A 24,421-nucleotide genomic window follows, 5' to 3' on the forward strand; every position below is an offset into this window, starting at 1 on the left:
CCGGTGCCGATCGGCCCCGCCGAGAATCTGAAGCTTGTCGCACCGCAAGGACTATTGCAGCGTATTAGTCATCCCCATTCCGTCGTAGACGCCGCAACTAACCCGGGCGCCTGCGCTTTTCTCGAGGTGCTGGACACGTGGAAGGACGATTTGCCAATCGTCATCCTGGCAGACGGAACCGTGATGCGCAGTCCCAACGAAAGCCAGTTAGCAATGCGATCGAGGGGCTTGAGCATATCAATGGCTGCGGGATTTATCACTGGGCGTCGTCGATCGAAGCGAAGCTCTGCGCGGGGACCGAGGTCACGATTGTTGGCAGCGGAAATTCGGTCGGACAAGCGATTGTGTTCCTTTCATCCTCTGCGCACCGGGTCCACGTTCTCATTCGCGGCGACGACCTCCATAAGAGCATGTCCAGCTACCTCGTGGAGCGCGTCACATCGCTTCCGAACGCCGTGCTGCATACCATGACGACTGCTGCCTCGGTTGAGGGCAGTGAAGTCGGACTGGCAAAAGTCGTGTGCCAGACAGCGGCCGGCCAGAAGATCTTGGAATTGAGGCATCTGTTTCTATTCACAGGCGCGAATCCCAAGACGGGCTGGCTTGGCACGTGCCGCGTCGAGGTCGACGAGAAAGGCCTTGTGAAAACCGCTGTTGATGGACGCATTCGCGCCGCCCCCACCTTCTGCTCTACAGACGAGCGTGCCTGGCGTCTTTGCTATTGGTGACGTCCGTTTCTCGTCAGCTAAGCGTGTCGCAGCGCCCGTCGGCGACGGCGCGGCGGCTGTTGGGGAAATTCACTCGTTCCTAACAGCCCGCGGGGTAGCGCCAAAGCATTAACATAAGGACAGGGCGCGAACACGATACGTGACCCGCGCCGGCCGTCAGGAAAGACCGGCTGGCGTTGCACCTACTTCGAAGACGCGCAAAACGTCATTTAACCTCGACAACCATTTCGATCTCGACGCATGCACCTAACGGAATCTGTGCAACACCAAACGCCGAACGCGCGTGCTTCCCCTCCTCGCCGAATACATCGGCGATAAGGTCTGATGCGCCGTTCGTCACCAGATGCTGCTCGACAAAGTCAGGAGTCGAATTGACGAGGCTTACCAGTTTCACGATCCGGGTAACGCGATTCAGATCGCCGACGTGCGTGTGCAGTGTCGCGAGCAAATCGATAGCGGCCGCACGCGCAGCAAGGCGACCGTCTTCCGTTGTCAGTGCGTCGCCAAGTTTCCCCGCCCACACCTTGCCGTCTCTTTTGGCGAGATGGCCAGACAGATAAACCGTATTGCCGCTCTGTGCACTCATCACGTAGGCGGCAGCAGGGGCGCCAGCGCTCGGCAATTCGATGCCGAGTTCTTTCAGTCTGGCGTGGACATCGTGGTGGTTCATGAAATTCTCCGAGCAAGTAAATGACTGACTGGAATGAACGACGGGACCGCGCACTAGGCAGCCACTTCAATGACGGCTTCGGCAAAGGCCCGTGGCGCCTCTTGTGGAAGGTTATGGCCCGCACCCTTAACCAGCTTGTGTGAATACGTGCCGGAAAATTTCTTGGCGTACGATGCCGGATCGGGATGCGGCGCACCATTGACATCGCCTTCCATGGTGATCGTCGGCACGCTGATAAGCGGGCCGGCAAAGAGCCGATTTTCCAGCGCGTCGTACTGCGGCTCGCCTGCCGCCAGGCTCTGCCGCCAACGGTAGTTGTGAATCACGATGGCGACGTAATCCGGGTTGTCGAAAGCTTGAGCGGTGCGGTTAAACGTGGCGTCGTCGAATGCCCATTTCGGCGAGGCGATCTGCCAGATGAGTTTGGCAAAGTCATCCTTGTATTTTGCATAGCCCTCCTTCCCGTGCTCCGTGTCGAAATAGTACTGGTACCACCATGCGTATTCGGCCTTCGGCGGGAGCGGCAATTTAGTCGTTTCGAGGTTGGTGATCAGGTAGCCGCTCACGGAAACCAGACCGGTGCACCGCTCGGGCCACAGCGCCGCGAGGATGCAAGCCGTTCGCGCTCCCCAGTCATATCCTGCGACGGTCGCCTTATCGATCTTGAGCGCGTCCATCAGTGCAATGATGTCGACGGCAACCGCGGCTTGCTGTCCATTGCGCATCGTTGCATCCGATAGAAAGCGCGTCGTGCCGTGACCGCGTAGATATGGGACGATTACCCGGTAGCCGGCCGAAGCGAGCATGGGCGCCACATCGACATAACTGTGGATATCGTAAGGCCAGCCATGCAGAAGGATCACCGCCGGACCATCGGCGGGTCCCGCCTCGGCATATCCAACATTCAGGACACCCGCATTTATCTGCTTCAGTGCAGCGAACGATGTATTCGTGCCCGGCTTGATAGTAGGCAGATTGGCCAGCTTCCCGGTACTGGATTGCGCGCGTGCAGAGCCAATCATGCCAAATTGGGCGGCGGCCAGGGTCATGGCCGCAGTTCCCAGAAAGCCGCGACGGCTAGGGTCGATCTTGTCCGACATTGATATCTCTCCTGGTGAGGTTTGGATGCGGTCGCCACAACGCAACTCGCGTACCGCACTGACGACGAGATTAGGATACGTGCCGGAGAATCGAATTTAAATGATACATACCGGTGCCGCGGCGCCTGCTTACGCGTGTGCTCTTCATACGTGCGTATACCGAGGCGGATTTTCGAAGTCGTTTGGATCGATACTGTCGCCGGCATCGCGGGTTTCCTTGCAGACCCAGAACGCCGCCTGAAAGTCACCACGCATCTAAAAAGGCATCCAGTTATGAACCGGGCCGTATACGCAGGACTATCGCTCGCCTTCGTGGCAACATCTGTCATGGCCGCGACCCCGTCAGTCGCCGGCGTCGCTAATGCAGCAGACGCTTCGCCCATCTACGGGGTTACCATCCCCAGCGGCTACCGGCGATGGGAACTCATCGCACCGGCCGAGGAAGCTGCGCCATTGAGCGAGCTTCGCGCAGTTCTCGGCAACCCTGTCGCTGTCAACGCGATACGCGCGGCTACGCTGCCCTTTCCGGACGGCACCATTTTCGTCAAACTGGCCTACAAGCGCGCTCCCTCTGCCGAATTCGGCCCCGCCTCCATACCTGGTGCGCCTACCACGGTGCAAGTCATGGTGAAAGACTCCAAGAGATACGCCACCACCGGCGGCTGGGGATTCGGTCGTTTTGTGAACGGCAAACCTGCCGATCTGGCGCAGCATCAGACTTGCCTTGCGTGCCATCAAGCAAACGTTAAAAACCACGATCTGGTCTTCACGCACTTTGCGCCTTGATCCATTTGGCCATCCAAATTCCTGCGATCGCGAATATTATTTCGCGATCCAAATCATGTTTCATACACCCGTATGCCGCATAAAAACGAAGATATGTTGCAGGCATAGCTTTGCGGCACCTATTTTCGTTACCGGGCTGTTGAGTCGGTTCGGTTCGTAGCTACGAATACTTTCAAACAATCAGTGCCTTTAACAGGGATTCCATCATGACCGCACTCGAACAAGTTTTGTACACAGGCAAAACCCACACGACCGGAGGCCGGGAAGGAGCGTCACGCAGTTCCGACGGCCGGCTGGACGTTGCGCTTTCCTTGCCCGGCAGTGCGGGCAACGGAACGAATCCCGAGCAACTGTTCGGCGCCGGCTGGTCCGCCTGTTTTATCGGTGCGATGGGCTTGGCGGCCGCGAAAATGAAGATCGCGTTGCCGGCTGATGTCACCGTCGACGCCGAGGTGGATTTGGGCAAGACCGGCGATGCATTCTTCCTGCAGGCTCGCCTCAACGTCAGCCTTCCCGGCCTGGAGCACGAGGTCGCTCAGGCCTTGGCAGATGCCGCGCACCAGACGTGTCCGTACTCCAAAGCTACACGCGGCAATATCCACGTTGAAATCAAGCTGGTCTGATTGATGCTCTCAAACGACGTCGCATTCACTTGAAATAGTCCGATTGCCCCGAAAAAATAACGCGCCGATATACCGACGTATGAGCCAATCAATCTCACGCGCTACTTTTCTAAACGCCCGGAGTGTTGAGGCGAAGGGGCAGTACGGCTACGCTCACGGGGACACACCTATGTTCCCTTCAGGAGGTTCTGATGAAAACGCTGAAGAAAATCGCCGTCACCCTGGCGGCCACCACCGCTCTGTTCGGCACCATGTACGCAAATGCCCAGACAAACGACGCGACCGCTGATAGCACTGCTCAACCGTCTAAAAAAGCGCAGCGCGCGCAAAATCACAAGCTTGAAATGACCGTTCGTCGCGCCTTGACTCACACGAAACATCTCGACTCGTCGGGCATCACCGTGCTGGCCAGGGGAGGCGTGGTAACACTCGATGGCACCGTGCCAAGCGATGACGAAATTCAGGTCGCCGTCGGTGCCGCGACCGGCGTATCCGGTGTAAGCAGCGTCAAGAACAACCTGCTCATGCGGGAAGCCGGCCACTAACCCCAAAAGCACACGCTCCGAGAGACGCTCGACATGCGAGAGATCAATCAGCAACGCCTGCGGTATTTTCATGCGGTACTAAGTCATGGCACGATCCGCGGCGCGGCTGAGAGTCTCAATACTTCACCTTCCGTTATCACGCGGCAGATCAAGCTGCTGGAAGATGAACTTGGGTCAACACTATTCGTACGCGAGGCCCGTGGCGTCAAGCCAACCGAGGCGGCCGGCCATTTGCTGGAGTTCTGGCGCGGTTATCGGTCATATCAGGAGCAGCTTGAGGACCGGCTCCAGGCGCTTAAAGGGCTCCAGCAAGGTCATATCCAACTGGCCTTGAGCGAGGGCTACGTCGACACGCTGATTGACGAAGTGCTCGCCGAGTTCTGCGCGCAGTATCCAAAGCTGCATGTCAGCATTGGCATGCTTCCAGTGGACGACGTGGTCGAGGAAGTCGCGGAGGGCCGCGCGCATATCGGACTTGCCTACAATCCGCCGCCGCATCCGCGCGTCGAATGTCGTGCAAGCTCTTCACAACCGGTCGTGCTGCTGGTCCGCAAAGATCATCCCTTAGCGTTACGCGGGGGACCCGCCAGCATCGACGATGTACTCGCCTACCCGCTTGCCTTGATGCCGGCTACGTACGGGATCGGACAGTTCGCAAAGATGTTGGCGTTCGCCGAGAACATTGAGATCCGTCCGATCTTGACCATCAACTCGCTGACCGGCCTCAAACGCTTCGCGGCATCCGGCAACTTCGTGACGCTGATTGGCGAGTTCGCGGCGTATCGAGAAATCGTATCCGGGGATCTGGCCGTCGTGCCCATCGATCATCCAATGTTTCGTGGAATCAAAGCCAGGGTACTGGTGAGATCCGGCAGACCTCTTGTTGCTGCCGCTCAGGAATTGCTTGACTGGATCTTGCGCCAGATGGGAATGTTTGCGCAGGAAGCGGACGTCACATAATAAACAGACTGAGACCGCCCGGTCCCAGATGACGTCGGTTCCACTCGAGGCCACTCTGTCGAGCACGTCGGCAAGAATTATGGGCGTGCGTGAAGGGATAACCTCGAACGTTTATTGTGCTTAAACACCTCGCCGAGCGGATATCTTGCGACCACTCATCGCACACACACCTTTTATCGCGCGAGCGTGAAGCTCGCCTGCATCTTCGAATCGTCTGGGGAATGAGCAAAGTGTGCGCGAGACAGAACAATTAGCCTGTGACCTATGCACTCTCCGCACGCTTTTGGTGCCTATATATCGGGGGCGCCACGCCATAGCCAAGGGACTCAAAAGCGAGCAAAATCGCCGCTGGACGCTGTACGCCGCGAGAATACGAACGACTATGGATATCACTGGATGCAAACTCGAACCGCTGCGCGAAGACGGAGACTTCTCGCTCTATCGCGCGCGGCAGCCTGGCAATCCGGTTTCTGTACTCGTTCTGATTGCAGCGAGTTCGGCGTCGAAATGTATCGCGCGCCTCGAGCACGAATATGCGCTGGCGGCGCGGCTTGACTCCGGTTGGGCCGCTCAACCACTGGCGCTCAATGGCCACAAGGCGCCTCCTACGCTCCTCCTCGAAGATAAAGGCGGCGAGCCCCTCGCCCGCACGCTCGGCCGACCGCTCGAGCTGACGCGCTTCCTGCGTCTCGCCACCAACCTCGCGAATGCAATTGGCCATATGCATCGACGCGGCCTCATTCACAAGGACATCAAGCCGACGAACGTGCTCGTCGATGCCGACGACAACGTCAGGCTAACCGGCTTTGGCATTGCGACCCTGCTGCCCAACGAACGCCAGCACCCTGCACCACCGGAAATCGTTGCTGGAACATTCGCCTATATGCCGCCCGAACAAACCGGGCGCATGAACCGCTCTATCGATGCCCGTAGCGATCTCTATTCGCTAGGCGTCACGTTGTACGAGATGCTTACAGGCACCCTTCCATTCACGGCGACGGATGCGATGGAATGGATCCATTGCCACATCGCCCGCAAACCGCCTCCGCCGAGCGAACGCGTCGGCGGCATCCCGACGCCAGTCGAGCAGATCGTGCTGAAGCTTCTCGCGAAAACGGCAGAGAATCGCTACCAGACTGCAGCGGGCGTCGAAGCGGACCTTCGGTCGTGTTTCGCGGCATGGCAGACCCACCGACGCATCGACCCTTTCCCGCTGGCCACGCACGACACATCCGACCGGCTAATGATTCCGGAGACCTTGTATGGACGTGAGCCACAGATAGAAGCGCTAGTCGCGGCATTCGACCGGGTGGTGGCCAGCGGCACAACCGAAATGGTGCTCATCTCCGGGTATGCGGGTATCGGCAAGTCCTCTGTCGTCAATGAACTGCACAAGGTGCTGGTTCCTCCGCGGGGCCTGTTTGCGGCAGGCAAGTTCGACCAATACAAGCGCGACATTCCTTACGTCACGCTTGCGCAAGCTTTTCAATCAGTCGTACGCAATCTGTTGAGCAAGAGCGACGCAGAGGTTATACCGTGGCGGCGGGCCCTGCTGGAAGCGCTGGGCCCAAACGGCCAACTGATGGTGAACCTGATTCCGGAGCTTGCGCTGATCATCGGCGAGCAACCGCCCGTCCCCACGCTCCCGCCGCAAGACGCGCAGAATCGCTTTCAGATCGTATTCCGCAAATTCATCGGCGTATTCGCCTGCCCCGAGCATCCGCTGGCCTTGTTCGTCGACGACTTGCAATGGCTGGACACGGCAACACTGGATCTGATCGAACACCTCGTCACGCACCCGGACGTCCGGCATCTTCTGCTCGTGGGCGCCTATCGGGACAACGAGGTCGGTCCATCACATCCGCTCACGCGGACGCTGAAGTTGATTCGCGACGCCGGAGGAAGCGTCCAGGAAACGGCGCTCGAGCCGCTCATGCCTGAACACATTGGACAACTGGTCGCCGATTCGCTTCACTGCGATCGTGCGACAGCCCAACCGCTCGCGCAGTTGGTGCATGAGAAGACCGGTGGCAATCCTTTCTTTTCGATCCAGTTCCTGATGGCTCTGGCGGAGGAGGCGTTGCTCGCCTTCGATCACCGCACACTGGCATGGCTCTGGGATCTGCAACGTATTCGGGCAAAGGGGTTCACCGAAAACGTGGCCGATCTCATGGCCGCAAAACTGAGCCGGCTACCCGACACGACACGGGGTGCGCTAGGCCAGCTCGCCTGCCTCGGCAACATGGCCGAGGTCGCCACGGTGACGCTGATTAGCGGCGAATCCGCGGAAAAAATCCACGAGAGACTATGGGACGCCGTTCGCGTGGGTCTCGTCTTTCGTATGGAGAATGCGTATGCATTCGTCCACGATCGAATCCAAGAAGCTGCCTATGCGCTCATTCCTGCTGGCGAGCGTGCCGCAGTGCATCTTCAGATTGGCCGCGTGCTCGCCTCGCGGACCGCGCCACAAGAGATCGAAGAGAGCATCTTCGACATCGTGAACCATCTCAATCGCGGGGCGGCCCTCATTACGCTGCAGGAAGAGCGCGAGCACGTCGTCACGCTGAACCTCAGAGCAGGGAAACGGGCCATGAGTTCGACGGCCTATGCCTCGGCTCGCAACTACCTGGCACAAGCAGCCGGGTTGTTGTCGTCGGATGCCTGGACACGCTGCTACGAGGAGACGCTCGACCTTTATCTTGCGTTCTCCGAGTGTGAATATCTGGTTGGCAATTTCGCCGCGGCGGATGCGCTGTTCGACAAGATACTGGGCCGGGCGCACTCGAATCTCGATCGCGCCAAGGTCTACAGCCTGCGCATGAAGCTATACCAGGTCGCCGGAAAATACGACGACAGCTTCGCCGTTGCGCTCGATGCGCTGCGGGATTTCGGCGTGACCATTCCTCAGTCCGACGAAGCGATTCGCGCAGCGGTAGACGCCGAGTTCCGGGACGTCCCGATCAACCTCGCTGGACGCGCTATTGCGGAACTTCTCGATGCGCCGGTCGCGGAAGACCCTGCCATACGGGCCATTATCGATCTGCTCGTCGAAGCCATGCCCTGCGCGTATATAGGGTGGCCGGCGCTCTTCCCGCTGATCACGCTCAAAGCCGTCAACCTCTCGATGCGACACGGCAATACCAACCAGTCGAGCTACGTGTATGGCAACTATGCGGTCATGCTGGTCTCACTGCTGGGCGACATTACCAGCGGAGTCCAGTTCTCCGAAATGTCCCTGCTGTTAAACGAAAAGTTCAACAACCCACGTCTGCGGGGAAAACTGCTTCACTTGCATGGCGACCATATCAACTTCTGGCGAAGCCACATCGCGACTGACCTGCCGATTCTGGAGCGCGCTATCCACGCCTGTCTCGAAGTCGGCGACCTCGTGTTTACCGGCTACCTTGCGTTCGAGACGCTGTGGCAGTTGATCGAGAAGGGCGACGCGCTCGAGGAGGTGCAGGCGTTGTCGGCGAAATACGCAGCGTTCGCCCGGCAGAGCCGCAACCAGGCCGTTTGCGAAACGGTGCGGCTCGAGCAGCAATTTGTTGCCAGCCTCCAGGGCAGAGTGACAAGCCCGTTGACTCTCGACGACGGCACGTTCGACGAGGCAGCCTGCTTTGCCGATATCGTCAAGGCGAGCTTCGGTTGCGGCATCGTCTTCTATCACATCATGAAGCAGATGCTGGCCTTCCTCGATGGCCGGCACGACGAGGCGCTGGAGTGTGCAAGACGGGCAGAGTCCGTGCTCGGTCCTGCCATGGGTATGCCGATCGAGGCGACCTACTATTTCTTTCATGCGCTCACCCTGACGGCACTCTATCCCATTGCGACTGCGGCACAGCAACAGGATTACGCGTCTATCCTCCAGGCGGAAATCAGGAAGCTCCAGTTGTGGGCCGAAAACTGCCCCGAGAACTATCGGAACCGCCACGCGCTGGTATCTGCGGAGATGGCACGCATCGAGGGCCGCGACCTCGAAGCCATGCGCTTTTATGAGGAAGCCATACGTTCTGCCCGCGAACAGGGTTTCATTCAGAACCAGGGCATAGTGCATGAACTGGCCGCACGCTTCTATTCGGAGCGTGGCTTCGACACGATCGCCGACACGTATCTGCGCAACGCGCGGTCGTGCTATGCACGCTGGGGTGCGGGCGGCAAAGTTCGGCAACTGGAGCAGGCTTACCCGCAACTGCGACGGGAACCATCGCATCAAGACAGCACTGTGGCGACTTCGGCAGAACAGCTCGATCTCGCAACGGTCGTCAAGGTATCACAAGCGATCTTCAGCGGCGTCGATCTGAATGAACTGATTCATACCTTGATGGTTCTGGCGCTCGAGCATGCCGGCGCCGATCGCGGTTTGCTGATCCTGCCATGGGCCGACGGTTGGCGCATCGAGGCGGAAGCGACCACGGCGCGTGACGCGGTTGAGGTCCGCCTTCCGCGAACGCGTCTGACACCCGAGGCACTCCCCGAGTCGGTGCTGCGCTACGTCATCCGAACTCGCGACAGCGTGCTGCTGGACGACGCTGCGGACCCGAGTCCGTTTTCCGGCGATGAGTACATCGGCCGCCGCCAGTGCCAGTCGGTTCTCTGCCTGCCTCTCATCAAGCAGACCAAACTGATCGGCGTCCTGTACCTCGAGAACTGCCTGGCCGCTCAGGCCTTTACGCCGGCGCGCATTGCGGTGCTCAGATTGCTCGCCTCGCAAGCCGCCATTTCGCTGGAGAACGCGCGCCTGTACGCCGATCTGCAGCATGCGGAGGCGCTGCTGGCGGACGCACAACAGCTCAGTCATATGGGCAGCTTTGACTGGCACGTCGCGAGCGCCGAGATCACCTGGTCTGAGGAGAGCTTCCGGATCCTCGGCTACGATCCGGGCACCCGGCCCACGGTCGAACTGCTGCTCGCCCGGGTCCATCCGGAAGACGCCTCCATGGTCCAGCGGGTGATCGCGCAGGCGGTAAACGACGGGCAAGACTTCGATATTGAATACCGGCTGCTGATGCCGGACGGAGCAGTCAAGCACCTGCATGCGGTGGCTCACGTCGTCGTGGACGAGCCAGACCGTTTGCGGGTGGTGGGCGCGCTTATGGATGTGACGGTGCGCAAGCAGGCTCACGCGGCGCTGGAGCGCAGCGAGCATCGCTACCGCAGCCTCTTTCGCGATATGCCGGTCGGCCTGTGGCAGGCGGACGCCCAGGCTCTGATGGCGATGATGATGGAGCTACGGGCCCAGGGTGTGGAAAACCTCTCGGCCTACATCGATACGCATCCCGAGTGGCTGGACCGTGCAAAGGAGGTACTGGCCATCGAAGAGGTCAACAATTACGCGGTGACGATGTTCGGCGCGCGGGATCGCAGCGAACTGCTCGGCCCTGTGTCATGGATCTGGCGGGAAAGCCCCGGCACGTTCCGGCGGGTTCTCGAAAGCCGCTATCGCGGGGAGGAGCACTTTGAGGAAACGACGCGGCTCCCCACGCGCGACGGACGGATCATCGATGTTCAGTTCACCGTAGCACGCTCCCGCACGGCCAACGACCTGGGCATCGGCCTGATCAGTCTGGTCGACCTGACTGAGCGGATTCGCGCCCAGGAGATGCTGGAACGGCTGCAGGCCGATTTTGCCCACGCCGCGCGCATCTCGATGCTCGGCGAACTGACTGCCTCGATTGCACACGAGTTGAATCAGCCACTTGCCGCTATCGTGACGAACGGCCAGGCCGCGCAACGCTGGCTCGGCCGGCCGGAACCGGACATCGCAGAAGCACGCGGATCCAACACCCGCATGGTCGCCGACGCGCGTCGCGCCGTGGATATCGTCAGCCGCATCCGCGGCATGGCGACCCGGCAAACGCCCGAGCACAGGCTGGTGTGGCTCGACGAACTCATCGACGGGGTGCTGGTGTTCTTGCGTCACGAAGTACAGATGCGCGGCGTCACGGTATCGCATCACCCGGCTCTCGGCGCGCCGCGGGTGCTGGCTGATCGCGTGCAATTGCAGCAGGTCATTGTCAACCTCGCGGTCAATGCCATGCAGGCCATGGAACAGGCGCGCACCGAGGACCGCAGGATCACGATCCGCACGCTCGTGCCGGATATCACGATACTGCGCTGCGCGGTCGAGGATAGCGGACCGGGCGTCGCCCCCGACCATCGCGGGCGCCTGTTCGAAAGCTTCTTCACGACGAAGCCGGATGGCATGGGTATGGGCCTGCCCATCTGCCGCTCGATCATCGAAGCCCACGGTGGCCACATCGCGGCCGACAACGAGTCGACCCATGGCGGGGCCCGTTTCTATTTCGAACTCCCGGCCGGCTAGCGCTGATGTCGGCTGGATCGTGCAAAAGACCTCGCTGCATGCTGCGCATGCATTCAGTGCAGTCGCGTCGAGCCGTGCGAAAACGAAGATACGTCAATTATCCCGGTGGCGTAACATGTTTCGCGCGAGGCAGCTTGTCCGGGCCCGCACCTTGTGGCTCATACCCTCGAAAGGACAGTGTCGCAAATGAGTTCACGGGACTAAGTGCGCGGCGAAAGCGGAAATGCCAGCACCACCAAAACTTAGAAAGCATGTGTTACGCCTCGGGGACAAAGTGGAAAGCGTTCGGAAGATTGCTGAAGTGCAAGAAATCCTTGTTCGACAGCAAGGAATCACAAGATCGATGCGGATCGGGTGATACAGGCCGCAGCGACGACAAAGCGAGTGCCCGTCGAAGAAATCGCGTCTGTAATTACTGCTGCAGATCAGTTACTGTCGTTGCGCTATCAGGTGTTCGAGCCCGATGTTCGATACTGACGAGGACGCCCTGCCATCAAGCGTATCCATTCCTTCTTTCGGTTCTGTTGCAAAATGGCGATCGGCTATGATGTTCGGAACAACATGAAAGGCTAGAGGCCTGATGAAGACGTCAAATCCGGCGGTGGCTCAAGTACCCAGGCGCCCGCATTACCCGCTCAACGTCATCCTAATATGCGTACCCGAGTACGTTGCCTACCCGCTGAGCCTCCGCCACATTGAAGAGATGGTTGCCGAATGTTGAGTCTGCGTTGGTCATTCAACGGTCCATCGCTGCTCGCTCAAGTTGTTGCCGGTGCTGAAGAAGATGTTCCTTTGCCGCAACCGGCCAGTCGGGAAGAGCTTGCGAATGGACGAGACGTACATACGCATCAACGGCGAATGAAGGTATCTCTACTGGGCAGTCGACAACGATCGTAACGCTGCGACTTGCTGCTACGAGACCATCGGGACAGGGCTGCGGCCCAACGATACTTCGGGAAATCGATTACCAGATGACGTGCCCGAGACCGTGATCATCGATACAAGTGGCGCCAAACTCGCCTCGATAGAAGCCATCAACGCTGATCGCGAAGTGCCCATCAAGATCTGCCAGCCCAGGTATCTCAACGGCCTCCTCGAGCAGGACCATAGGACGATCAAGCGACGCGCGTGACCTATGCTGGGGTCAAGACTTTTTTCCGCACCTAGATTCTGCTGGGTCGCACGAAGCCATGCATACGATCGCCAAAAGGATTGATGATGTGTGCTCGCACGACCCATCCGTCCGCGGACGATCAATTCTATAAACTGTCAACATGAGCAGTCCTTTGTATATTGATCATCGTCTTTTCTTCGCGAACCTTACCGCGACAAAACCCTCCCACAGTGGATATGTTTTACGATTGGCGATTTGTAATAACGCCTCCAGGGGCCGTGGCACTGGCGCGCCTGCATCCGTCAGTCGGCACCAGCGCGCACAAGCGGGATCACCGTCAAAGACCGGATCCCCTGTGCGCCGCGTATCAGGATACCTTCGATATCGGCCGTCGCCGACGGTCCGCTCATCAGCACTGCATAGTCCGCGGAGAAAAAGTCGGACCGGTGATACGCGTGGTGCAGGTTGCCGACGATGTCGACCGGATCGAGCAACGCAACGAGATGCTGGGACAGATAGCCGAGTGCATTGACCTGATACTGCGTTTCGCTGAGCCAGATCGATCCGGTCTCGGCCACCGCGAAGCGCGGCCGCACCACACCAACATCGACGTCGTTCAATTCATGCGGATCCCGGACATCTTCGATGCGTCGCGTACCGGCCACTTCGGGCGCGGCCGAGCAGATCACTTTCGCATCCGGATGGCGCGCCCGGATCAGCGCGTTGATGTCGCCGTCCGCGGGCATCTCCTCCCAGGTGCCGCCCATCTGGGCAAGCGTTTCCTTGAACCTGTCGAGCGCTGGCGGCAAGCCGGCATCGAACATCGGTACGTCGGGTAGCGCGGCCGGCGTGCGCTGCGCGGCGCGCAGACTGTCGAGAATGGCGTTTCGGCTGTTCATTTTGCTTTCCTGTTCTTCAGGTACCAGTCGCGGAAGGTTTGTTCGGGCGCATCAGGCACTTCCCGTTGTTTGCCCCACGCATTGAAGGGGTTGTAGATGAAGGCACGCGGCAATTTTGCGACAGCCGTGTCCGCTGCCTTGATGGCCATGCGGTACAGCTTCGGCTCCGCCAGGACCTTGCCCGCGACCTTCATCGCCTCTTTCTTGATGAATGGCAACTCGTGCTGCTCGGCGACGATCTGGCGCCACTTGTAGATCTGCTCGTGAATGTTGATCTTGACGGGGCAGACGTTCGAGCAACTGCCGTTCATTGTCGAAGCAAACGGCAGCGCGCTGTACTTTTTCAGGTCGAAAGTCGGATTGATGATTGCGCCGATCGGACCGGAATACACGCCGCCGTAACTCAGGCCGCTGCTGCGCCGATAGACCGGACAGGTATTCATGCAGGCGCCACAGCGGATGCATTTCAACGAGTACCAGAAGTCGTCCATGGCGAGCCGTGCCGAGCGGCCGTTATCCACTAGCACGAAGTGCATCTCACCGCCTTTGCGCGGGCCACGGAAGTGCGATGTGTACTGCGTGATCGGCGCGCCGAGCGCACTGCGCGACAGCAACCGGATGAACACGCCGAGATGCTCGAGCTTCGGAATTACCTTCTCGATGCCGATCGATGCAATGTGCAGCGGCGGCACATTCGCACTTAGATCGGCGTTGCCTTCGTTCGTGCACACAGTAATGCCACCGGTTTCCGCGATGGCGAAATTGCAGCCGGTCATCCCGGCTTCGGCGGCCAGGATCAGTGGCCGGGTCGCATCGCGCTGCGCTTCGGCGAGGTAATGCACGTCGCTGTTATCCGGGTCGGTTCCAAGCGTTTTGGCAAACACTCTGGACACGTCCGATGCGAGCTTGTGAACCGCCGGTACGACGACGTGTGCCGGGCGCTGGTGATCGAGCTGCTGGATCCGCTCGCCGAGATCGGTTTCGACGACCGTGATACCCCGCGCTTCGAGGTACTGGCGCATCTCGCATTCTTCGGTGAGCATTGACTTGCTTTTGACGAGCGTCTTCGCGCGGTGGCTCTCGAGAATCTCGTGCACGATGCGGTTGTGTTCTTCGGCATCCGTTGCCCAGTGCACGATTACGCCGTTTTTTGTCGCGTTGCGCTCGAATTCTTCAAGATAGCCGGCAAGGTGCGTGAGCGTATGTTCCTTGATGCCTGAAGCGAGCGAGCGCAACTGCTCCCATTCCTCGATACCGTGCGCAGCCTCGTCTCGCAAAGTCCGCAGCGTCCACAGGCGTTTGTCGTGGAACTCGACGTGTTTTTCGTCGGAGAGAAATTCGCGCGACGCCTTGACGTGATCGACTCGTTTCATGAGCGGGCTCCATTGAGAATCTGGGCGATGTGAATGAACTTCAGATCGAGACCGAGCCGTTCCGAGCAGCCTTTCTGATGCATCAGGCACGACGAATCGGCAGATACGATGTATTCGGCGCCGGCCCGCTTGTGATCACGAACCTTGTCCTGGCCCATGCGCGCCGACACCGGCTCCTCGGTCACGCAGAACGTGCCGCCGAATCCGCAGCATTCATCCGGCCTTTCCGGCATGACGAACTCAATGCCTTTTACCTTCTTCAGCAGCGACAGCGGCTTCGAAAAGAACGGCTCGTCAATCTCCGACATCTTCGCAGTGCGCAGCCCTCGCAGCGTTCCACAACTGTTGTGCAGGCCGATCTTATGCGGAAACTCGGCCCACGGAAGCGCGTCGACCTTCAACACGTCGTGCAGGAACTCGACCAGCTCGTAAGTGTTGGCTCGCACGGCCTTGCTTTCCGGGGTCGGTTCGATTGCCGTGAAATGATCGCGCACGTGGTGCACGCAACTGCCGCTCGGCGCAACGATGTAGTCATAACCGACGAAGTTCTCGACGAACAGCGCTTCAGTGGCAGCGGCGTCTTTCTCGCATCCGCTATTGCCCATCGGCTGACCGCAGCAGGTCTGCTCAAGCGGGAAATCGACGTCGCAACCGAGTCGCTCGAGCAGTTCGAGCGTTGCGACTCCGACATCGGGAAAGAAGGCGTCGATGAAACATGGAACGAACAAGGCGACTTTCATGATGTATCCTGTGGCTACGAATGACTCCAATTGACCGAACGTGTCGAATCCCGATATCTCATCGCTAGCTCGTCTTAGGTAACTGACCGCTCGGTCCAACCCGCAACTTGACGCACGCACCGTCCATAGGGTGTGTGGCGATGTCGTTCATCAGTAGTGTCCCGAAGTCAGGTCGACCTTGCCTTTGAACACGTTGTAGCTGTAAATCGTGTAGATCAACATCAATGGATAGACGAACAGGCCTTCACCCCAGAACATGAAGACAAGGCTTGCACGCGGCCCCGCCGCCTGGGTGATCGTGAGCGAAAACGGGACCATGTACGGCCAGAACGAGATGGCCAGCATCGCGTACGCGCAGATGAACAGCAACACGATCATCAGAAACGGCTGGTCGTCTCGGCGCCGTCTGATGCCGGTCAGGGTTCCGACGATTGAGGCAAGCGCGACAAGCGGCACGATGAAAAGATACGGACGGTCGAGCCAGCGGTGCATGATGGCGAGGTTTTCATGAAGTGCATGAACGAACAGCACGATCAGCAGAAAGAGCACCGCCAGAAGCAACGGCGCAATCGCACGATACGCAGCGTCGCGCGCACCTTCCTCGCATTTCTTGATGACCCAGCTCGCACCGAGCAAGGCATAGCCGGCGCATAACGCTACACCGCACAGTACTGAGAAGCTGCTGCACCACGTCATTACGTCGCCCGTGAAGCGGCCGTTGACCACCGGCAACCCTTTGACCAGCGCGCCGACCATCGCGCCCTGCGTGAAGGCGGCAATGACCGAACCCACCACGAAGCCGACATTCCAGATTGTTCGCGTGCGGCGCGCCCTGCCACGGAACTCGAAGGCTACACCGCGAAAGATCAGGCCGGCGAGCATCAGGATCACGGGCACATAGAACGCGGAGACCAGTAACGCGTAAGCCTGCGAGAATGCGCCCCACAGCACTACGCCGGCTACGATCAGCCAGGTCTCGTTGCCATCCCACAGCGGCGACACGGCAGCCAGCATATGACGCCGGCGCGTTTCGTCCCGGGTCAGGCCGAACAGCATGCCGACACCGAGGTCGAAACCATCGAGCAACACGTACAGCAACATGCTCAGGGCGAGTATCAGCGACCAGTAGAGGACCATTTGCACATCTCCCAGATCATTTGGCTGTCGACGGCAGATCTGCCGCCACCGAAAGCGGACGGTTCGGCAACGCGGCAGGCGCCGTGTGCAGCAGGTCCTCAGCAGGCCCCCCTTTGAGCAGCCTGTAAATGTAGAACGTGCCAAAGGCAAAGATGAAGATGTAGGTCGCACAGAAGACGAGCAGCGAACCTGCGGCCGCGCGCGCCGTCAGGAACGGCGTGAGCGCATCAGCAGTGCGCAGCAACCCGTAGACCGTCCAGGGCTGCCGCCCGACCTCCGCGGTAAACCAGCCGGTGAGCGTAGCAATGAACGGAAGCGGAAAGCACAGGAATACTGGCCACAGAAACGCACGCTGCTGCAGCAGGCGCTCCTTGAGCGACAGCAAGGTTCCGCCCCAGGCGACGAGCAGCATGAGGAGACCGCAGCCCACCATGATCCGGAACGCAAAGAACGGAATGCTGATCGGCGGACGCTCGCTGCGCGGAAAATCGGTGAGGCCGACCTCTTTTGAATCGAGCGTCATCGATGCAATCAGGCTGCCGAGCACCGGCACTGAGATCGCGTAGTCGTTCTTTTCGTGCGTCGCATCGGGCCACGCAAGCAGAACTTCGGATGCGGGTTGTTCGTCGTGCCAGCGCGCCTCGATCGTTGCAAACTTGATGGGCTGATAGCGGTGCACATAATCGCCGACCAGATGTCCGAATAGCAGTTGAACCGGCACGAGGATCGCCGCGAGAAACAGCCCCATACGCAACATGATGCGGGCTTCGGCGGGACACATCCTTCGCAGCGTGTACCACGCACCGGTCGCAGCGACACAAAACGCCCCAGTGACGTAAGCCGCCAGCAACATATGAGGGAACCGCACCCAGACGACCGGGCTGAAGATGATCCTCAGCCAGTCGTCCGGCACGTACACGCCACCCTGGATCGTGTAGCCCACGGGGTATTGCATCCAGCTGTTGTTCACCATGATCCAGAACGCCGAGAGCGTCGTGCCTAGCGCCACCATCGCGGTGGAAAACAGATAGAAGCCCGGCCTCACCCTGTTCTTGCCGAAGAGCAGCACACCAAAGAACGACGCTTCCAGCATGAAGGCCGTGAAAGTCTCATAGGACAGCAGCGGCCCCTGGATCGGTCCCGAAATGCGCGAGAGTTCGCTCCAGTTCGTGCCGAACTCGAAAGCCAGCACGATCCCGGAGACCACACCCATGCCGAATGCGATCCCGAAAATCTTCAGCCAGAAGTCGAATACCCGACGATACGCGGGCCGCCCGGTGATCAGGTGCAGCGCTTCCAGCACCGTCAGCCACGCCGCCAGTCCAATCGTGAACGATGGGAAGATAATGTGGAACGATACGGTGAAGGCGAACTGCAGTCGCGAGAGCATGAGTGCGGTGGTGTCCATCTCTGCCTCTAGCGCCACAGGTTGGTTTGGGCGAGGTCGATCACCTGATCCACCTGCCCGTTCAGGATTGCCTTGACCATATAAAGCGAGAGCCCCTTTGCCATCTCGACGTTGACCGCGGGGGGCATCGCCAGCTCCATCCGGTTGACGACCGCGTCGACCAGCACCGGACCGTTGTGGTCGAACGCTGCGGCAATGCCAGGCTCCACATCGTCGGGCTTCTCGAGTCGGATGCCGCGGATCCCAACGGCTTCGGCCATGGCCGCGAAGTTCGGATTGTTCAGCTCGGTACCGATCGGCACGAACGACGTCGACTTTTGTTCGAGTTCGATGAAACCCAACGCACCGTTGTTGAAGACCACTACCTTCACCGGCAGACCCAGTTGAGCCAGGCTCAGGAAATCGCCCATCAGCATCGCGAAGCCGCCATCGCCCGACATGGAGATGACCTGGCGGTCGGGAAAGGCGGCCTGCGCGCCAATCGCCTGCGCCATGGCGTTCGCCATCGAGCCGTGCCAGAACGACCCCATCAGCCGGCGCTTGCCGTTCATCGCGAGGTAACGGGCGCCCCACACTGTCGGCAGGCCAACGTCGCACGTAAAGACGGCGTCTTCCGTTGCATGGTCGCTGATTGCTTTGGCAACCTGCTGCGGATGGATCAGCGACTTCCTGGCACCGGCCTGCGCCAGTGCGTCGAGCTCCTTGCGCGCCTTGTGATAATGCTGCTGTGCCTGGGTGAGATGCGTTGCGTCGGTTTTCTCCTGCAGTTTCGACATCAGCGCCTTGAGCGTCGCCTTCACGTCGCCGATGATGCCCAGATCGAGCGGAGCGCGGCGCCCGAGATGACCGGGGCGAATGTCGATCTGGACAATGCGCGTGCCCGTTTTGCGGGGATAGAACTGGCTATATGGAAAGTCCGTTCCCAGCATCAGCAGCAGATCGCAATCGAGCATCGCGTAGTAGCCCGACGAGAAGCCTATCAGGCCGGTCATGCCGACGTCGTACGGGTTGTCCCATTCGACGTGTTCCTTGCCGCGCAATGCATGCACGATCGGCGCTTTCAGCCGCTCGGCCAGTGCTACCACTTCGTCATGGGCGCCCGCGCAGCCCGAACCGCACAACATCGTAACGCGGCGCTGCCCGTTGAGGATCGCAGCCAACCGGTCGAGATCAGCTTCGGCCGGTGTGACGACCGCCTTCGGCGGCAGCAGGCCCGCAGGCGAGGGCGGAGGTGCATCGACCGCTTGCTGCAACGCGACGTCTCCCGGAATCACGACCACCGAGACGCCGCGTTTGCCAGTCGCCTCACGGATTGCTATTTCCAGCGTGCGCGGCATCTGGTTGGCGCTCGAGATCAGTTCGCAATAGTGGCTGCACTCTTTGAACAGCGACTCCGGATGGGTTTCCTGAAAGTAGCCGCTGCCGATTTCCCGCGACGGGATATGCGCAGCGATCGCCAGCACCGGAACGCCGGAGCGATGACAGTCAAACAGGCCATTGATCAGATGAAGGTTGCCCGGACCGCAACTGCCGGCGCACACGGTGAGCGAACCCGTCAGATGTGCTTCGGCACCCGCGGCGAAGGCCGCCACTTCTTCGTGCCGAACATGTATCCACTCGATCCCACCGTGACGGCGGATCGCATCGGTCAAGCCGTTGAGGCTATCGCCGACGATGCCGTACACCCGCTTGACGCCTGCAGCCACCAGTACTTCGACAAACTGCTCCGCCACAGTCATTGACATTACAATTCTCCAGTAAAGACCTTCAATTTCAGAGCGTTCAGCACGCCACGTAATGGCAGCTCGGGCTTCGCTCCAGGAATGGCGGGGCGATCAGTAGCTTGCCTTCAGTTGGCGCCGCCATGTTGTCACGCAGCAGGCTGACGTATGTTGCGCCGGGACGGCCTGACTCTGCCGCGCGGAACGCATTGCACACGACCACTGCGACGGCCTGTGGCGCGCAGACAGCGGCACTGAACCTGGTGGCTGCAATGAATCGGGATGCGGTGGAGCCAAGATAGTCCCGATCCACCTGCGGGGGAAATCGTCTCTACGAGTGCCTGCACGGAACTGATGTATGGGCCACCCTATACGAAGGCATGTCTACCCAACGCGCTTTGCCCAACCGGGCCGTCAGTTGCCTGCGTTTGTGTGACAGCAGCGAAGATGACGTTCGCCGGTCCGCCTGACGCGATTGGGCAAGGAGTCGACCCGCGTAGCCGTGGAGAATCGGGGAGAGAATCCTGCATTCAGTTCGATAAACTGCTGGGGTCATGAGCGCTCTGGATATGACAGCTAGCGCGCGCTGAGGACCTCGTGGGTGCGTACTGCCTACAGCGAGAACGTCGCACCCGATTTAGCGCACCGCACCCAAGTTGCATTCGGGATCGCGCCATGAATGCGGTCACTATGACCGTCAGGCTCGACCGACGCCGAGAGGCAGGCGCACCAGGAATTTTGTCTCACCAGCACTAGAGACAGCTTTGATCGTCCCGTTGTGGCGGCTTACAACGGTGCGATACGCAATATGCAGACCGAGGCCGGTGCCCTTGCCTAGCGGCTTGGTGGTAAAGAAAGGCTCGAAGAGCCGCGGGACGATCTCGGCCGCAATCCCTGGTCCGGTATCGCCAATTTCGACAACGACATAGTCGCCTTCCTGGTACGAGCGGATGGAGAGTTCACCACTGCCCTCCATCGCGTCGATCGCGTTGTCGATCAGGTTGGTCCAAACCTGGTTGAGTTCGCTGCCGTAGACCGGCACGCGCGGCAAGGCGCGATCGTAGTCCCGCTTGACGACGACCCCGTGCTTGAGCTTGAACTGCATGATGGTCAACGTGTCTTCAATGCCATCGTGAATGTCGACCTCCTGCAAGGGGGCCTGGTCCATGTAGGAGTAGTCCTTCATGGCTTTTACGATCTCCGAGATCCGGCCTGCACCAAGCCATGCCTGCGCTGCAAGGGAGCGCAGTTCCAATGTCGCGGCCAGCCAGCGGATGCCGGTGCAGAACTGTTCGGATGTCACACGTTCGGCTAGCGGTGCAAGATCAGCCGACGCGAACCCCGCTGCTACGAGTTGGGGTGCAAGGAGCCAGGGTTTTGCAGCGCCGCGTTCCGCCAGCCAGTCGGCAAGCAGGCTTTCCGCTTCGCTTTGCCGCAACGCAGCGTGAGGCGTGGTATCCACTGGCGGTGCAGCACGGCTGGCCCAGTCGTTCATGCTGGTCATCACTTCAGCCGGCAGCGCGCTCGTGACGAGTGCACGCGTTGCCTCACGCAGGGTGTCGAGCGAGTCGCGCAAGCTGCCTGCGGCACGCGCTACCGCGGCCGCCGGATTGTTCAGCTCATGCGCAAGTCCGGCCGACAACCGGCCCAGAGCCGCCAGCTTCTCGCCGGTGAGGATAAACGTGTCGTAGACGTTGACGCGTGCGTACATCGAACGATAAATGATCCTGCTAAAGGATTCGCATTCGCGTACCAGCGTATGGAACATATCTTCGGAAAGCGCGACCAGATGGCAGTCTGTCGCAGCGGTATAGGTCCACGGCGCCGGCACTCCGGCAAGCAGCGAAGCGTCGGCAATCGAGGTCGGCGCGGTGCGCTTTTCATTGAACATCTGCCGTCCACTCACTACTTTTTCTGTAACGAGTTCGCCCTCGAGCAGAATGAACTGGTGGGTGACGCGTTGCCCTTCGCGCATCAGGACCTCACCCCGCTTCAGGCGGCGCTCGCTCAGGTTTGTCCTCACCTGTCGCTTGCACTCCTCGGACAACCCTGCGAAAAGCGGCATCTCGAACAATGTGGACAGGTTGCTCATAGGTTAGCCAGGTACTGATGGATGAAATGCACCGCGATCGAGCCCTCTCCAACAGCCGCCGCGACGCGTTTGATCGAATCGGCGCGCACGTCGCCGGCCGCGAAGATACCGGGTACGCTGGTCTCAAGCAGGAAAGGGTCGCGTTCAAGCTGCCATCCGGCCGGCGGTCTGCCTGCCTTGACCAGGGTGCGGCCGGTCAACAGAAAGCCGTGCTCGTCGCGCTCGACCACGCCCTGCAGCCAATCCGTGCGGGGTGCGGCACCGATAAAAATGAATAGACCGCTTGCTGGAAGCGTCTCCGGGCGCCCGCTCTGTATGTCACGCAAGGTGATTTCTGCGAGATGACCCTGGCCACCTACGCTGTCGACTTCCGTAAGAGGGCGCACATGAATGTTCTGTGTATCGAGAATCTGCTCGATCAGATAATGTGACATACCGGCACTCAGAGAGGCACCACGGCACAGGAGCGTCACCGATCGCGCGTACCTGGACAGAAACATCGCGCCCTGCCCCGCTGAGTTGGCTCCGCCCACGACATACAGGTCCTGATCGGCACAGGCGACCGCCTCGACCAACGCTGCGCCGTAGTAGACCCCTGCTCCGGTCAGTTCCTCGATGCCGCGGGCCATCAACTTGCGATAGGACACACCGCTTGCGACCACGAGGGCAAAACAGCTCAGCTCCGACCCGTCTGACAGTATGACAAATTTATAAGGTGCGTCGACGCGCAAGCCGATTGCGTGTTGCGTCAGGATCATTTCCGCGCCGAAGCGCTTTGCCTGCATCAGTGCCCGGCGCGACAACTCCGCGCCGCTCACGCCGGCCGGAAAGCCGAGATAGTTCTCGATGCGGGAACTGGTACCAGCCTGACCACCGGGCGCGTCACATTCAATGATCGCCACGCGCAGCCCTTCTGAGGCGCCATAGACCGCCGCAGCCAGCCCGGCCGGGCCGCCGCCGACGATCACCAGGTCATAGAACGGCGTGGTCGAACGGGTGCGCAGCCCCGTTTGCTCGGCGATCTGTGCGGTCGAAGGGCGACTGAATACGGTGCCATCCTCGAACACCACCGCAGGCAGTTGCAGGTGCGCCGGATCCAGCGAACTCAGCAGCGGATCGGCCTCGTCTTGCCGCTCTACGTCGACCCAGTGGTACGGAATGTGATTGCGCGCCATGAAGTCGCGCAACTGGTGCCCTTGCGGCGACCAGCGGTGATCGAGCAGCCGGATGCCCTTAAATGCCGGACGAAAGGACGCCTGCCAGTCCGCAAGCAGATCGTCGAGTGCTGGATAGAAGTTTTGTTCCGGGGGATGCCAGGGCTTAAGCAGATATTGATCCAGGTGCACCGTGTTGATTGCGCGGATCGCGGCGTCGGTGTCTGCGTACGCCGTCAGCAGCACGCGCTTGGCTTCAGGAAACAGCTGGACCGCCTGCTCGAGGAACTCGAGGCCGCTCATCTGCGGCATGCGCTGGTCCGCAATGAAAAGCGCAATGGAGCGGTTCTGCAGCCGCAGTTGCTGCGCCGACTCGAGCGCGGCCTGCCCCGACACGGTGCGCACGATCTGATAAAGCTCGCCGTAGGCGACCTGCAAGTCGCGCGCAACCGCGCCGGCCACTATGGGGTCGTCGTCGACAGCGAGGATGATGGGTTTTTCCATGGAATCTTAAACTAAACACACCCGTTTTCGCTGGTGGTAGGTCCATCCGTGCGTTGCATCCGGCCCGGTGAGAGGAGGGACCCAAAAGCGTCTCGACGTTCTAGGTGCTATTGTGCGCTTCGGTCGCGTACCGCGGGCCATTCGGCTGAAAGGCATCCACCTGCGGAGTATATTTCGCCTACCCATTGATCGCGATGCCGGACGAATCCTACGGTACAAATTGCAACGAAAGCAGGCGCCGTCAGCTGATTCTGCCCACGCATCGCCGCCCCAGAAAACATATGCTGGCGCGACCAGAAACATCAGCATCATCAATGATGTACGGATCGCGCCCGTTTCCGACTCTGCGTACCATCACAAATCGCCCTAAAAACAGGCCCTGCAGATGTTAGACGCGCTCGGCGCATGCTTCGCCTGCACCGATTCACCTATTTAGGAAACCCTCTTATAGTAGAGATTCTGCGGATGCCGTGCTTCAGCGAAGAAAAACCAGCGCTCCGCCACCAGCCCCGCGTATTGCACGGCGCAGGCGGCACACAGCA

General features: G+C 59.9%; 16 protein-coding genes and 2 pseudogenes. 7 read left to right on the forward strand and 11 right to left on the reverse strand.

Going from position 1 to position 24,421, the window contains the following annotated elements:
* Positions 1-137: 137 nt before the first annotated feature.
* Positions 138-728: an NAD(P)/FAD-dependent oxidoreductase gene (locus P3T40_RS39600; RefSeq protein ID WP_429273131.1), complete on the forward strand. Its 591-nt coding sequence runs from the start codon at positions 138-140 to the stop codon at positions 726-728.
* Positions 729-933: 205 nt separating this feature from the next.
* Here P3T40_RS39600 and P3T40_RS39605 read toward each other — a convergent pair whose 3' ends face one another.
* Both P3T40_RS39605 and P3T40_RS39610 read right to left on the reverse strand, forming a co-directional pair.
* On the reverse strand, positions 934-1,398 hold the full coding sequence (locus P3T40_RS39605) for a RidA family protein (RefSeq protein WP_429273132.1): 465 nt from the start codon (positions 1,396-1,398) through the stop codon (positions 934-936).
* 53 nt (positions 1,399-1,451) lie between these two features.
* Positions 1,452-2,498, reverse strand: coding sequence for an alpha/beta fold hydrolase (locus P3T40_RS39610; RefSeq protein ID WP_429273133.1), 1,047 nt, complete (start codon positions 2,496-2,498; stop codon positions 1,452-1,454).
* A 327-nt stretch (positions 2,499-2,825) separates the two neighbouring features.
* Here P3T40_RS39610 and P3T40_RS39615 point away from each other — a divergent pair, with 327 nt between their 5' ends.
* The 6 genes and pseudogenes from P3T40_RS39615 to P3T40_RS39640 all read left to right on the forward strand — a co-directional run bounded on the left by P3T40_RS39615 (position 2,826) and on the right by P3T40_RS39640 (position 13,015).
* On the forward strand, positions 2,826-3,284 hold the full coding sequence (locus P3T40_RS39615; RefSeq protein ID WP_429273134.1) for a cytochrome P460 family protein: 459 nt from the start codon (positions 2,826-2,828) through the stop codon (positions 3,282-3,284).
* Positions 3,285-3,490: 206 nt separating this feature from the next.
* Complete coding sequence (locus P3T40_RS39620; protein ID WP_429273135.1) at positions 3,491-3,907, forward strand: organic hydroperoxide resistance protein; 417 nt, start codon at positions 3,491-3,493, stop codon at positions 3,905-3,907.
* A gap of 191 nt (positions 3,908-4,098) precedes the next feature.
* The gene (locus P3T40_RS39625; protein ID WP_429273136.1) at positions 4,099-4,452 is read left to right on the forward strand and encodes a BON domain-containing protein; all 354 of its coding nucleotides are present in this window, start codon (positions 4,099-4,101) and stop codon (positions 4,450-4,452) included.
* Between the two features lie 33 nt (positions 4,453-4,485).
* The gene (locus P3T40_RS39630; RefSeq protein ID WP_429273137.1) at positions 4,486-5,412 is read left to right on the forward strand and encodes a LysR family transcriptional regulator; all 927 of its coding nucleotides are present in this window, start codon (positions 4,486-4,488) and stop codon (positions 5,410-5,412) included.
* A 382-nt stretch (positions 5,413-5,794) separates the two neighbouring features.
* Positions 5,795-11,737 (forward strand): AAA family ATPase, encoded by a 5,943-nt coding sequence (locus P3T40_RS39635; RefSeq protein WP_429273138.1) that lies wholly within the window; start codon positions 5,795-5,797, stop codon positions 11,735-11,737.
* A 580-nt stretch (positions 11,738-12,317) separates the two neighbouring features.
* Positions 12,318-13,015, forward strand: a pseudogene (locus P3T40_RS39640) (IS6 family transposase).
* Between the two features lie 138 nt (positions 13,016-13,153).
* Here P3T40_RS39640 and P3T40_RS39645 read toward each other — a convergent pair.
* The 9 genes and pseudogenes from P3T40_RS39645 to P3T40_RS39685 form a co-directional block, all read right to left on the reverse strand.
* The gene (locus P3T40_RS39645) at positions 13,154-13,750 is read right to left on the reverse strand and encodes a LutC/YkgG family protein (protein ID WP_429273139.1); all 597 of its coding nucleotides are present in this window, start codon (positions 13,748-13,750) and stop codon (positions 13,154-13,156) included.
* The gene (locus tag P3T40_RS39650; RefSeq protein ID WP_429273140.1) at positions 13,747-15,123 is read right to left on the reverse strand and encodes a lactate utilization protein B; all 1,377 of its coding nucleotides are present in this window, start codon (positions 15,121-15,123) and stop codon (positions 13,747-13,749) included. Before P3T40_RS39650 ends, P3T40_RS39645 begins: the two co-directional genes overlap by 4 nt.
* Positions 15,120-15,863 (reverse strand): (Fe-S)-binding protein, encoded by a 744-nt coding sequence (locus tag P3T40_RS39655; protein ID WP_429273141.1) that lies wholly within the window; start codon positions 15,861-15,863, stop codon positions 15,120-15,122. Before P3T40_RS39655 ends, P3T40_RS39650 begins: the two co-directional genes overlap by 4 nt.
* Before the next feature lie 150 nt (positions 15,864-16,013).
* Positions 16,014-17,000, reverse strand: coding sequence for a cytochrome d ubiquinol oxidase subunit II (cydB, locus tag P3T40_RS39660; RefSeq protein WP_429273142.1), 987 nt, complete (start codon positions 16,998-17,000; stop codon positions 16,014-16,016).
* Between the two features lie 16 nt (positions 17,001-17,016).
* The gene (locus P3T40_RS39665) at positions 17,017-18,408 is read right to left on the reverse strand and encodes a cytochrome ubiquinol oxidase subunit I (protein WP_429273143.1); all 1,392 of its coding nucleotides are present in this window, start codon (positions 18,406-18,408) and stop codon (positions 17,017-17,019) included.
* Between the two features lie 8 nt (positions 18,409-18,416).
* The gene (gene poxB, locus P3T40_RS39670) at positions 18,417-20,153 is read right to left on the reverse strand and encodes a ubiquinone-dependent pyruvate dehydrogenase (RefSeq protein ID WP_429273144.1); all 1,737 of its coding nucleotides are present in this window, start codon (positions 20,151-20,153) and stop codon (positions 18,417-18,419) included.
* 673 nt (positions 20,154-20,826) lie between these two features.
* A complete protein-coding gene (locus P3T40_RS39675) occupies positions 20,827-22,221 on the reverse strand; it encodes an ATP-binding protein (RefSeq protein WP_429273145.1) in 1,395 nt (464 codons plus the stop codon).
* Entirely contained in the window at positions 22,218-23,879 is a 1,662-nt protein-coding gene (locus P3T40_RS39680; protein WP_429273146.1) for an FAD-dependent oxidoreductase, read from the reverse strand. Before P3T40_RS39680 ends, P3T40_RS39675 begins: the two co-directional genes overlap by 4 nt.
* 432 nt (positions 23,880-24,311) lie before the next feature.
* Positions 24,312-24,421 (reverse strand): annotated as a pseudogene (locus P3T40_RS39685) (DMSO reductase); the annotation flags it as partial.

The sequence above is a fragment of the Paraburkholderia sp. EB58 genome (genome assembly GCF_050436665.1).
Taxonomy (GTDB): domain Bacteria; phylum Pseudomonadota; class Gammaproteobacteria; order Burkholderiales; family Burkholderiaceae; genus Paraburkholderia.

What these genes read in the sequence shown, in the direction of transcription:
- P3T40_RS39615 (WP_429273134.1), top strand. Translation starts at nt 2,826, where the DNA reads ATGGCCGCGACCCCGTCAGTCGCCGGCGTCGCTAATGCAGCAGACGCT.
- P3T40_RS39635 (WP_429273138.1), top strand. Translation starts at nt 5,795, where the DNA reads ATGGATATCACTGGATGCAAACTCGAACCGCTGCGCGAAGACGGAGAC.
- poxB (WP_429273144.1), bottom strand. Translation starts at nt 20,153, where the DNA reads ATGTCAATGACTGTGGCGGAGCAGTTTGTCGAAGTACTGGTGGCTGCA.
- P3T40_RS39610 (WP_429273133.1), bottom strand. Translation starts at nt 2,498, where the DNA reads ATGTCGGACAAGATCGACCCTAGCCGTCGCGGCTTTCTGGGAACTGCG.
- P3T40_RS39645 (WP_429273139.1), bottom strand. Translation starts at nt 13,750, where the DNA reads ATGAACAGCCGAAACGCCATTCTCGACAGTCTGCGCGCCGCGCAGCGC.
- P3T40_RS39655 (WP_429273141.1), bottom strand. Translation starts at nt 15,863, where the DNA reads ATGAAAGTCGCCTTGTTCGTTCCATGTTTCATCGACGCCTTCTTTCCC.
- P3T40_RS39675 (WP_429273145.1), bottom strand. Translation starts at nt 22,221, where the DNA reads ATGAGCAACCTGTCCACATTGTTCGAGATGCCGCTTTTCGCAGGGTTG.
- P3T40_RS39680 (WP_429273146.1), bottom strand. Translation starts at nt 23,879, where the DNA reads ATGGAAAAACCCATCATCCTCGCTGTCGACGACGACCCCATAGTGGCC.
- P3T40_RS39630 (WP_429273137.1), top strand. Translation starts at nt 4,486, where the DNA reads ATGCGAGAGATCAATCAGCAACGCCTGCGGTATTTTCATGCGGTACTA.
- P3T40_RS39650 (WP_429273140.1), bottom strand. Translation starts at nt 15,123, where the DNA reads ATGAAACGAGTCGATCACGTCAAGGCGTCGCGCGAATTTCTCTCCGAC.
- P3T40_RS39620 (WP_429273135.1), top strand. Translation starts at nt 3,491, where the DNA reads ATGACCGCACTCGAACAAGTTTTGTACACAGGCAAAACCCACACGACC.
- P3T40_RS39605 (WP_429273132.1), bottom strand. Translation starts at nt 1,398, where the DNA reads ATGAACCACCACGATGTCCACGCCAGACTGAAAGAACTCGGCATCGAA.
- P3T40_RS39625 (WP_429273136.1), top strand. Translation starts at nt 4,099, where the DNA reads ATGAAAACGCTGAAGAAAATCGCCGTCACCCTGGCGGCCACCACCGCT.
- cydB (WP_429273142.1), bottom strand. Translation starts at nt 17,000, where the DNA reads ATGGTCCTCTACTGGTCGCTGATACTCGCCCTGAGCATGTTGCTGTAC.
- P3T40_RS39665 (WP_429273143.1), bottom strand. Translation starts at nt 18,408, where the DNA reads ATGGACACCACCGCACTCATGCTCTCGCGACTGCAGTTCGCCTTCACC.